The organism is Sphingobium sp. B11D3A (genome assembly GCF_025961695.1).
Taxonomy (GTDB): domain Bacteria; phylum Pseudomonadota; class Alphaproteobacteria; order Sphingomonadales; family Sphingomonadaceae; genus Sphingobium.
Genome location: NZ_JAOQOE010000001.1, coordinates 1886477 through 1897500, shown reverse-complemented (window position 1 = coordinate 1897500; position 11024 = coordinate 1886477). Strand labels below are relative to the sequence as shown.

10 protein-coding genes (1 of these 10 cut by a window edge) are annotated in these 11024 nt (G+C 65.5%); 1 reads left to right on the top strand and 9 read right to left on the bottom strand.

From position 1 onward, the window contains the following. On the top strand, nt 1-293 hold the end of the coding sequence (locus M2332_RS09000) for an LON peptidase substrate-binding domain-containing protein (protein WP_413715951.1). The gene continues 322 nt to the left of window position 1, outside the view; the window shows 293 of its 615 coding nt (coding positions 323-615); its start codon lies beyond the left edge, outside the window; its stop codon occupies nt 291-293. Nucleotides 294-323: 30 nt separating this feature from the next. On the opposite strand, the gene M2332_RS08995 is transcribed toward M2332_RS09000, so the two are convergent. From M2332_RS08995 to M2332_RS08955, 9 genes are all read right to left on the bottom strand, one after another. Next, nucleotides 324-647 carry a PspC domain-containing protein gene (locus M2332_RS08995; protein ID WP_264573800.1) on the bottom strand — a complete coding sequence of 108 codons (324 nt, stop codon included), beginning with the start codon at nt 645-647 and terminating at the stop codon, nt 324-326. 209 nt (nt 648-856) lie between these two features. Then, nucleotides 857-2680: a response regulator gene (locus M2332_RS08990; RefSeq protein ID WP_264573799.1), complete on the bottom strand. Its 1824-nt coding sequence runs from the start codon at nt 2678-2680 to the stop codon at nt 857-859. Next, nucleotides 2670-3536: a CheR family methyltransferase gene (locus M2332_RS08985; RefSeq protein WP_264571847.1), complete on the bottom strand. Its 867-nt coding sequence runs from the start codon at nt 3534-3536 to the stop codon at nt 2670-2672. The genes M2332_RS08990 and M2332_RS08985 overlap by 11 nt, the downstream gene beginning before the upstream one ends. After that, nucleotides 3533-6619 (bottom strand): response regulator, encoded by a 3087-nt coding sequence (locus tag M2332_RS08980; protein WP_264573798.1) that lies wholly within the window; start codon nt 6617-6619, stop codon nt 3533-3535. The genes M2332_RS08985 and M2332_RS08980 overlap by 4 nt, the downstream gene beginning before the upstream one ends. A 219-nt stretch (nt 6620-6838) precedes the next feature. After that, a complete protein-coding gene (gene yghU / locus M2332_RS08975) occupies nt 6839-7729 on the bottom strand; it encodes a glutathione-dependent disulfide-bond oxidoreductase (protein WP_264573797.1) in 891 nt (296 codons plus the stop codon). A 141-nt stretch (nt 7730-7870) separates the two neighbouring features. Next, nucleotides 7871-8674, bottom strand: a complete 804-nt coding sequence (locus M2332_RS08970; RefSeq protein WP_264573796.1) for a DUF1134 domain-containing protein — start codon at nt 8672-8674, stop codon at nt 7871-7873. Between the two features lie 141 nt (nt 8675-8815). Then, complete coding sequence (locus M2332_RS08965; RefSeq protein ID WP_264571851.1) at nt 8816-9562, bottom strand: lysophospholipid acyltransferase family protein; 747 nt, start codon at nt 9560-9562, stop codon at nt 8816-8818. A 17-nt stretch (nt 9563-9579) separates the two neighbouring features. Beyond that, a complete protein-coding gene (locus tag M2332_RS08960; RefSeq protein WP_264573795.1) occupies nt 9580-10110 on the bottom strand; it encodes a YdcF family protein in 531 nt (176 codons plus the stop codon). Beyond that, on the bottom strand, nt 10107-11021 hold the full coding sequence (locus M2332_RS08955) for a cell division protein FtsX (RefSeq protein ID WP_264573794.1): 915 nt from the start codon (nt 11019-11021) through the stop codon (nt 10107-10109). The genes M2332_RS08960 and M2332_RS08955 overlap by 4 nt, the downstream gene beginning before the upstream one ends. Between the last annotated feature and the right edge of the window lie 3 nt (nt 11022-11024).

Sequence of the window (11024 nt, the reverse complement as noted above, 5' to 3'; positions counted from 1 at the left end):
TCGAAGGCGCCGAGGATGAACCCGGCGTGCTGGCGCCCAGCGAGCGGGCCGCGCTGGAGGATGAGGCCCGGGCATTCGCCGCGTCGCTTGGCTATGAGGTCGAATGGGATGCGGTCGAGACACTGGACGACGAGATGCTGGTGAATGCCATCGCGCAGATCGCACCCTTCGATCCGGCGGCCAAACAGGCCCTGCTCGAAGCCGATGCGCTGCGCGACCGCAACGAACTGATCATCCAGCTCATGCAGTTCGCGCGGCGGGGCGACGGGCAGGGCAGCCAGCGCCTGCACTGATCGTCAGGCAGGTGCGGGAGCCGAATAGGCTCAGGCGGCCAGCGGCAGGGGCTGTGGCGCTTGGGTGTCCTGATCGACGGTCTCTGCAGCCGGCTCGGTCTGCGCGGCGTCTGCGTCGACCACCACAACATCAGCGATTGGGCGCGATGGCGCAGGGAACAGCCAGCGGCTGACGGCCACGACAAGCCCGAGGCCAAGATAGATGGCCACTGTCGCAGCGAGATTGAAGAAGACCCCACAGGCAAGCGCCGCCCGGACCCAGGTCGGGTTGATGCCGAGATCCTCGCCAACGGCCTGGCAGATTCCCAGCAGCGTGTCGGGGCGTGCGAGCATCGAGGGGTGTGAGGCGGACATCGGTTGGCTCCTTGAAGGCGGGCCGATCCGTTCGACCCGCTGTCCTTTCCAAAGCATGTGTCGTGCCAATTTGTGGCTGGGCCGCTTTTACGCCATTTCGCTGAACGTCAGCGGAACGGACATGGCAGAAAGGTGCGAAAATTTTCCCGATGTGTAGGAGATTTCACTAACCTTGCTCACGTCCCGAGGACATTCCTTCGATGGCTTTGCTAGACCGCGATATCCATGGCGGGGCTGGGCGCGAGCAGGGATCGTGCGGCCCGGAGCAATTCCTCCGCGCTGAACGGCTTGGTCACGATCGGTTGGCGCGCGAGCAGGTCCGGCAATTGCGCCGCACCATAGCCGCTGACCATCAGGAACGGGATGGCGCGGGCCTGCAGCAGCGCTGCGATGTCCTCGACCGTCTCGCCCTGCAGGTTGCCATCCAGCAGCACGAGGTCGAACTGGCCGGTGCGGGCCTGCTCCAGCGCCTGGTCATGCGTGGTGACTGGCCCGATGACCTGCGCGCCGCTCTCGCCCAGCACGGTCAGGATATCCAGCGCGACCAGAGGCTCGTCCTCCACGACGAGCACAGACTTGCCGTCCAGCGAGCCTTCGGTGGTAACCTGGAGGACGGGCTGGGGCGCCGTCCGTGGGATCGCGGCGGGGGCGGACTTCCTCACGACGGCACAGGGCAGGGTCAGGGTCCAGCGCAGGCCTTCCGGCTCGTACGTGGCGGTGGAAGCCCCGCCTTCGCTGCGCAGGCTGCGCTCGATCAACATGCTGCCGAAACCGGTGCGCGATGGGGGCGAGACGGGCGGCCCGCCACGCTCTACCCATTCCAGATGCAGTTGCTCATCCTCCAGCGTCCAGTTCAGTGCGACCTGGCCTTCTGCGGTGGATAGCGCGCCATATTTGAGGGCGTTGGTCACCAGCTCGTGCAGGACCATGGAGAGATGCAGGGACGGCTCGGGTTCCAGGTCCACGTCCGGCCCGGTCGCGGAGAGGCGGTCGGGACCGACCACGCCCATATCGAACTGGCCGTGGATCAGCTCGCGCAAGCTGGCGGCCTTCCATGTCGCTTCGCTCAGTAGCGAATGCGCCTTGCTCAGCGCATGGATGCGGCCAATGAACGTCGGCGCGAAATCGGCGGGATCGGCCGAATGGCGCAATGTCTGCGAGGCGATGGCCTGCACGGAGGCCATGGTGTTCTTCACCCGGTGGTTGAGCTCGCCCACCAGAAGCCGCTGGGTCTTTTCGGCCCGGCGCCGCTCGGTCACGTCGAGAATCTGTACTTCCACCGAGAGCAGCCGCCCGCCTGCGCCATGGACCGCGGAACAATAGCATTCCGTGTCGATGTCCGTCCCCTGGCGGCTGTGCAGCACGAGGCTCAGCATGTCGCGCTGTTTCACGCCGGCGCGGAAGTCCGCGAACAGGCTATGCAGGGGGGCAGTGCCATCGGCATCGCTCCAGGCTGTCGTGGCGAGGTCGCCGCCCAGCATTTCCCGCTCGCTCCAGCCGAACATGCGCTCGGCGCCCTTCGACCAGCCGACGATCCGCTCGCTGTCATCGAACTCCACGATGGCGAGCGGGCTGTTGTCGCGGTGCGCCTGCAGCCGGCCCAGTGCACGGCTCAATTCATCGCCATGGCGCGCCAGTGCCTGCCGATGCCGGTGCAGCTCGACAAATACCTCCACCTTGCTGCGCAGAACGAGCGAATCGATCGGCTTGAGCAGATAGTCGACGGCGCCGGCTTCATAGCCGCGGAAGCGCCGCGTCTCGTCGGTGGCGACGGCAGTGAGGAAGATGATCGGGATCCGGCGGGTCCGCTCGGTGCCGCGCATCAGCTCGGCCAGTTCGAAGCCATCCATGCCCGGCATCTGCACATCGAGCAGGGCAAGGGCGAACTCGTTGACCAGTAACAGCTCCAGCGCCTCGGCGCCGGAACCGGCGCGGGCCGTCTCCACGCCGTCATGGGCCAGCAGCGCTTCGAGCGCTTCGAGATTTTCCACCACGTCATCGACGATGAGGATGCGGACCGGATCAGGCGACATGGCCGGGCTCCTGTGACGGGACGAGGTTGCGGCGATAGATTTTTTCCTGAGGCACGAAGTCATCAAAGCAGCCGGACGTCCGCGAGAAGCGCAGCGTCTCACGCGAACCTAGGCCGAGATACCCGCCGCGCACCAGCGAATTGGCGAAGAGATCGATCGCGCGGTCCTGCAGGTCGCGGTCGAAATAGATGAGCACATTGCGGCTGGAAATCAGATGCGCCTCGGCAAACACCTGATCCGTCGCGAGGCTGTGCTCGGCGAACACCGCGCGCGACCGCAGCGACTTGTCGAACACCACGCCGCCATAGGCTGCGGTATAATAATCGGAGAGGGATGTGTGTCCGCCGGACAGCCGGTGGTTCTCGGTGAACTTCGCGATGCGGCTCTGCTCGTAGACGCCGCTCTGCGCGTTGTTGAGCGCGCCGGGGCTGATGTCCGTGCAGTAGAAGATCGTGCGCTCCTCCAGCCCTTCTTCCCGAAACAGGATGGCCATGGAATAGAATTCCTCGCCATTGGCGCAGCCGGCGATCCAGACCTTGATCGAGGGGTAGGTCCGCAGGTGCGGGATCACCTGCTCGCGCAGGGCCCGAAAATAATCGGGGTCGCGGAACATCTCGCTCACCTGGATGGTCAGGTAGCGCATCAGCTCGCCAAAGGCGGCGGGGCTGCGCAGCACGATATGCTGCATCTGGGAGAAGCTCTCGCAGCCAAGATGCGGCTGGGCGCGCAGCAGGCGGCGGTGGAGCGAATTGCGCGAGTAGCCGCGGAAGTCATAATGATAATGCCGCCAGATCGCCTCGATCAGCAGATCGGCTTCCAGCACGTCCAGCGGGGCAAGCTCGGCTTCGGGGGTCATCGCGGCATCCACACGCGCACCAGTGACAATAGCTTGTCCACGTCGAGCGGCTTGGAGAGATAATCATTGGCGCCCGCTGCCAGACATTCCTGCTGGTCGCGGTCCATGGCCTTGGCGGTCAGGGCGATGATCGGCAGGTTGCGCCACTGGTTCTGCCCGCGGATGTGGCGGGTGGCGGTCAGGCCATCCATCTCCGGCATCATCACGTCCATCAGCACCAGATCGACCATCGGCGCCTCGCCCTTTGCGGACTGGTCCAGCGCGTCGAGCGCTTCCCGGCCGTTGCGGGCGATGCGAATGGTGGTGCCATGCGGCTCGAAAATGCTGGTCAGTGCATAGACATTGCGAATGTCATCCTCGACCACGAGGATGGTCTTGCCATCCAGCGCGACGTCCCGGTTGAGCGAGCGGACCACCATCTCCTTCTGCGCCTCGGGCAGCTCGGAGACGACTTGGTGCAGGAACAAGGTCACCTCATCGAGCAGCCGCTCGGGTGACTTGGCGCCCTTGACGATGATCGACTTGGAGTAACGGCGCAGGCGCAGCTCTTCCTCGGGGGAGATGTCGCGGCCGGTGTAGACGATCACCGGCGGGAAGCCGATGGTCTCATCCTCGCTCAGCCGTTCGAGGAGATCGAGGCCGGGCGTGTCGGGCAGGTTGAGGTCCAGCACCATGCAGTCGAAGCTGGTCGTGCCCAGCTGGTCGAGGCATTCCGCCGCACTATGTGCGGCCACCGTCTCGACATCGCGCGAGCCCAAGAGCAGGCCGATGCTCTCGGCCTGGCGGGCATCATCCTCCACCACCAGCACCCGGCGCACGCGCTGCGAAATGCGCGTCTCCAGCGCTTCGAGCATGTCGACCAGTTGCTCGCGCCGCACCGGCTTGAGCAGATAGCCCACGGCGCCATTGGCCAGCGCCGCCTGTGCATCCTCGCTCACCGAAACGATATGCACCGGGATGTGCCGCGTGCGCACGTCGCGCTTCAACCGGTCGAGCACGGAGAGGCCGGTGTGGTCGGGCAGGTTCATGTCGAGGATGATGGCGTGGGGCAGATATTGCCGGGCCAGCAAGACGCCTTCGTCCGCCGTTCCCGCGACGAGGCACTGGAAACCGAGTTCGTGCGAGAGGTCGGCGAGGATTTCCGCAAAACGCGCATCATCCTCCACGACGAGGATCAAGCGGGAATCGCCGGAAAGCACCTCGCGATCATCCGCCACCGGCGACTGGCGCGGCAAGGCTGGCATCGCCGGCCCACGCGCCGGTTCCGGCAGGGCAGGGCGGGATTGCGAGCGGCCCTGATCGAGCGCAGATGGCTCCAGCTCGAGCGGCAGCGTCAGCGTGAACACGCTGCCTTCGCCGGCAGCGCTCTCGACGCCGACCGAACCGCCGAGCAGCCCGGCCAGTTCGCGAGAAATCGACAGGCCAAGGCCGGTGCCGCCATATTTGCGGCTGACCGTCCCGTCCGCCTGTCGGAAGGCATCGAAGATGATGCCGAGCTTCTCGGCCGGAATGCCGATGCCCGTATCCCGCACGCTCAGCGCGACCCCGCCGCCCGGTGCGGCCGATGCCCGCAGCGTGATCTCACCGGCGGCCGTGAACTTGATCGCGTTGGAGAGGAAGTTCTTGAGCACTTGCTCGACGCGCTGGGCGTCGGTGCGGATGTCGGCTGGCAGGCCGGGGTCGATTTCCGTCCGCAGCGCCAGCCCCTTCGAGGTCGCGCCTGCGGAAAAGGTCGCGCTCAGGCGCTCGAACATGGTCGAGAGCTTGGCCGGGCGGATGTCCAGCTCCACCTTGCCCGCCTCGATCTTCGAGATGTCGAGAATGTCGTTGATCAGCGCCAACAGATCATTGCCGGAGGATTCGATCGTGCGGGCGTGCTTGACCTGATCGGCCGAGAGATTGCCTGCCCGGTTCTCCCCGAGCAGCCGCGCCATGATGAGCAGCGAATTGAGCGGCGTGCGCAGCTCGTGCGACATGTTGGCGAGGAATTCGGATTTGTAGCGGCTGGCCTTCTCAAGCTCGGCGGTCTGCTCCTCAAGCGAGGCCTGGGCCTGTTCCAGCTCGTCGCGCTGGGCCTCAAGCTCATGGGCCTGATTTTCCAGCGAGGCATTGCTCTCCTCCAGCTCGGCCTGCTGCGCTTCCAGCCGCGCCTGCGATTCCAGCAGCCGCTGGCTCTGCGCTTCCAGCTCCTCATTATTGGCTTGCAGTTCTTCGCCCTGCGCCTGCAGTTCCTCGGCCTGATGCTGGGTTTCTTCCAACAGCGCCTGAAGCTGCGACCGATAGGCTGCCGAGCGGATCGAGACGCCAAGCTGCGCGGCGATCCGCGTCATGAAGGCTTCGGCATCATGGGCAGCCTTGCCGGTCAATCCCAGTTCGATCACGGCGTTGACTTCGCCATCGGCGCGCGCGGGCGCGACCAGAATCTGCTGCGGGACCGCCCGGCCGAACGCCGAGCCGTAATAGAGATAATTTTCCGGCACCTCGGTCAGCAGAAAGCTGCGCTTGTCGCGTACGGCCTGACCGAGCAACCCATCGTCTGGCGTGATCTCTTGCGGAATGGGGGCGTCCTGCGGAACGCCATAGACGGCACGGCGCTGAAAGCTCGCTTGCTCGCGAACGAACAGGGCAGCCGCTTGCGCGCCGAGATATTCCGCCAGGTAGCGCAAGGCCCGCTGGGAGACCTCTTCGATCGAAAGGTCGCCAGCAACGGCATTTCCAAGCCCGACCTGCCCGGCCTGCAGCCAATCCTGCCGGGCGATTTCCAGCTTGCTGCGGATGAACATGACGCCAACAGCGGCCAGCAGCCAGTTCACGGAGGCGCCGATGACGCGGTTGACGATGGCGATGTTCGGATCGACCCCATCGCGCGCGAAGAAGAAGCCCATGATCGTCAGCAGCGTTGCCAGCGAGGCCGTGACGAGCGGCGCGAGGGGAGCGGACGCGAGGAATGCGAGAACGGTGGGGAGGAGGTAGATGACCCAGACAGCGGTGCCGAGGGGAAAGATCAGGTCTCCGGCGAACGGGATCGCCAGAAGGAAGGCGATGGCGGCATAGAGAAACACTTCGCGATTATTATGAAGCACTTAATGCCCGCCCTTTCAGATGCCAAAAGGGCAGATAGCTCAGACCCCCGAGGGGAACGCCAATCAGGCATTTTGGTTCCCGCACCGTTTAAATGCGTGAAGAAATTTCTCGGCGGGGCTGTTCGGCGCCTTGATAACCGGGGAATCCGGACAGGCAGGATGATGCGCATGGCCGGGCCTGGCTGACCCGGCCATGCGCGTTGTGCGTTTAAAGCCGCCTCATGCGGGCGCGCTTTCCGCCGCTGCGGCGATGGCGTCGTCGAGATCCTTGGCGCTGTGTCGCTCGGCGATGCCGCCGCCGGGGCGTCCTGCAGCATTGACGAGCAGGCCGCGGCTCACACCCTTGCGGGCATGGAGTTGCGTCACCCAGCGGTCGACATTGCGATACTCATGGACCGAGAGGAACTCCTGCGCATCATAGGCACTGCGCATCATCGATCCATACCAGGGCAGGATGGCGAAATCGGCGATGGTGATCTCGTCGCCGATGATGAATTCCTTGTCGGCCAATTGCTTGTCGAGCACGTCCAGTTGGCGCTTGGTTTCCATGGCGTAGCGGTCGATGGCATATTCGATCTTGATCGGCGCATAGGCATAGAAGTGCCCGAAGCCGCCGCCGACGAACGGCGCGGAGCCCATCTGCCACATCAGCCAGTTGAACGTCTCGGTGCGCTTGCGCACGTCGGTCGGCAGGAAGGCGCCGAACTTCTCGGCCAGATAGACCAGCATAGAACCGCTCTCGAACAGGCGCAGCGGCGGGTTCTGGCTGTAATCCATCATCGCCGGAATCTTGCTGTTCGGGTTGATCTTCACGAAATCGCTGCCGAACTGCTCGCCGGTGTAGATCTTGATCAGCCAGGCATCATATTCCGCGTCATAGCCCGCGGCCAGCAGCTCCTCGAGCATCACCGTGACCTTCTGGCCATTGGGTGTGCCCAGCGAATAGAGCTGGAGCGGATGTTCGCCGATGGGCAGGGTGATGTCCTGCCGCGCGCCCGCCGTCGGCGCATTGATGCTGGCGAACTGCCCGCCATTCTCCGTCTCGTTGCGCCACACCTTGGGCGGAACATATCCGGCGGGCAGATTGTTGGCGGGGTCGCTGTCGGCCATGGTCTTGTCTCCTGTGCGCGGTGTTATGCCGCCAATCTAGCGTCTGCGCGCGCACAGACCAGCGCTGCGTGGGATGAGTTTGTCTCTGCCCGCGCAAAGCGGCGCTTTACCCGATCGGTCGAGCGCCGCTCGCGCGAAGGCTCAGAAGGGCAGCCAGTTGCGCTTTTCGGTGAACTTCATGTAGCCGGCATTGACGCCGAGCCGATAGCCGACGCCAAGCCGGATGGGGATGAGCACGATATCGCCCCAGCGCATGTAGCTCGCGTTGAAACCGCCGACGAGATAGGCGGCGCCCTCGCCGGCCGGGAAGCGCTTATAGAGTTCCTGGCTGTCATAGAGATTGTAGACGAGCACAAAGGTCTTCGCGGCATTGCCGCCGAGGTCGAAGCCGATGGACGGGCCTGTCCAGTAGACGTCGCGCTGGCCCTCGATCTTGTGGAACAGCGTACCCGATCCGTAGCGCAGGCCGATGCCAATGGCACCCGAGGCCTCGCGCCCGGCGATGTAGGCGATCGGCTCGCCCTGATCCTTGAGGATGTTCTCGATGATGCCGGCGAGCCCTTCGGCGCCCTTGCCGAAAACGCCCTCGGCCGCGCCGATCAGATCGTCCTTCTTGTAGGTGTTCGCGGCGGCGTTCTCCGGCACGCCGGCGGCCTCGGTCGCTGTGGTCGCGGTCTGGGCCGTGGTGCTCGCCGGGGGCGCGGGCGGCGGGCTGGTTGCCGGATCGTTATAGACCGGATCGGCTGGCGGGTAGGACGGCGCAGGCTCGGATGGCAGCGGTGTCTGGTTCGCCGGTGCGCCGGGCGCGAGATCTGCGTCGATCTGCGTGTTGGGATCGACCGTGTTGATCTGGGCAGCGGCAGGCGCCGCCACCAGTGCCGCGCTTGCCACCAGCCCGATCGCCCAAGTGATGAGAGGCTGGATCGGTGCTCTCGTCCGGTTCATTCAAATGTCTCCCGCAATCGCAGATCGGCCAGCGGTCGTGCCGCAATATCGCTGGCACGATCAGACCCCCGCTCGAGCTTAGCTATCCGTTCGCCCGGATGAAACGACAATGAACGAACGGTGAGTCGAATCGATTTCGCGTCAAACCGAATCGATTTCCCGCTCGGCCGCTGGTCCATTGAGGCTGTTGATCGCCTCGAACACTTGGCGTTCCGCTTCTGCACGAGGCAGGCCGGGCGGAATGAGCGGCGCCAGCCGGTAGGTGATGACGCCGGAGCGCTTCAGGAAACTGTTGCGGGGCGATAGCCGGCCCGTATCCAGCGCCACCGGCAGCACGGGCACGCCGAGCATGGAATACAGTCCGGCAAAGCCAGCCTTGAGCGGGGCACGCTCGCCATGCGGCACGCGCGTCCCTTCCGGGTAGAGCAGCACGGGGCGGCCCTCGGCAAAGGCGGCGCGCGCTTCGGCACGGATGCCGCGCAGCGCGCTGGCACCGCCTGCCCGGTCGACGATCATCAGCCCATAAGCCCGCGCCACCGCGCCCCAGACCGGGATGTCCCCCAGCTCGCGCTTGGCGGCGATCACCGGGCGATGGAAGAGGATCACGGCATCCAGCGTCTCGAACATCGATTCATGCTTGGAGACAATGAACACCGGTTCGTCAGGGAACGCGCCCTCCACGACGATCTTCTGGCCCAGCACCCAGCGCGCCAGAAACCGATGAATGCGCGACCACACCGCCGCGAGCGGCACGACCTTGCGCGCGCCGAACGGCATCACGCTCAGGCAGGCGAGCAGCAGGAAGACGGTCATGCCGTAGAACAGCACCGAAAACAGCGCCGAGCGCAGCGCCGTGACCAGCGTGCCGAGCGGGGACAGGGGTGGCATGGGCTTTCCGTTCCCGCTCAAATGCCGAGCAGACCGGCAATCCGCCGCAGGGCGAACTTGTGATATTCGCGGAACAGCACGGTCAGGCTCGGGTGAGACCGCACCGCGTCCGGCACGATGCGGACCGAAGGATCGATCTGGCGCGAGAGTTCGTATTGCGCGCGGCGCATGTGCCAGTCAGTGGTGATGATCCGCACGGAGGTGTAACGGTTGCGGCGCAGCCATCGCGCGGTCTCGATGGCGTTGGAGCGCGTGTCGATCGCCTCGCGGCCCAAGGTGATGCAGCAGCTCATCAGTGTCGGCGAAACCCTGTAGAGCGCGGCAAATTCGCCGCGCCGCACGTCCCGGTCCACGCCCGAGACCAGCAGATGGCGGCTCTGGTCGCGGCGGAGGAGGGTCAGCCCGCGCTCGATGCGTCCTGCCGAACCGGTGAGCACGACGATGGCGTCGGTCTTTTCATCGTCCTGCGGCTGGGGCAGCAGCAGGGCGAACCAGGCAAAGCCGAACGCCCAGACCAGCAGGATGATCGAGAGAAACCGCCGGATCACAAGGAGCGCTCCAGCGCCCGCCGCAAGGTGAGGCGCGCCGACAGCGAGGCGACGCCCACACCCGCCACCGGCAGCAACGGGAAGATGATCCACGCGATGCCGGGCAGCGAGGCGCTGCTCATGAGATCGGACGCCACGGCCGCCATCGAGCGGCCGACAAGGATGATGACGAGCGTCGCCGCCGCATAGCCCACCACGCCGCCGAACAGCGCATCGAGCATCATCCGCCGCTGGAACAGGCGCACAACCTGCGCATCGGTGGCGCCCAGCATGTGCATGATGTCGATGGTGCCGCGATGGGTGGCGTGCGCGCCTCGCGCGGCCAGCACGACCACGGCGCCGGTCGCAAAGGCCATCAGCGCGACCACGGCGAAGGCGACGAGGCCGATGGACCAGACAAGCTGGGCGAGGGGCGAGAGATAATCGCCATGCGGCTCGACGCGGGCATGGAGATTGATCTCTTTCACTGCTTTGTCGAGCACAGCGAGCCGCTCGGTCCGGGCGCTCTCCGGGGTCAGCAGTTCGGCATCGATCAGCGCCGGCAGCGGCACATCGGCCAGCTTGAGGTCATTGCCGAGCCAGGGCGCGAGTTGCGCCGCCAGTTCACTCTCCGGCACGACATGCACCGTGCCGACATCCTCGGCCTGATCGAGCAGGCCCACGATGCGGCGCACCGCTTGCCCGCGCGCCTGCGGATCGGCCTCGGCCACCTGCACGGTCACGCGGCCGGAGACCTCATCCACCAGCGCCCGCGCGCCTTGATTGAGGGCGAGGCCGGCGGCGGTTGCCAGCACGGTCAGGAACATCATGATCGCGATCACCCACGGCATCGGACCGGTCAGCCGGCCCTGCGGCAGCAGCGGGCCAGGGCGATAAGGGCGGCTCATGCCTTCGAGCGGATTGCGCGCCATGGC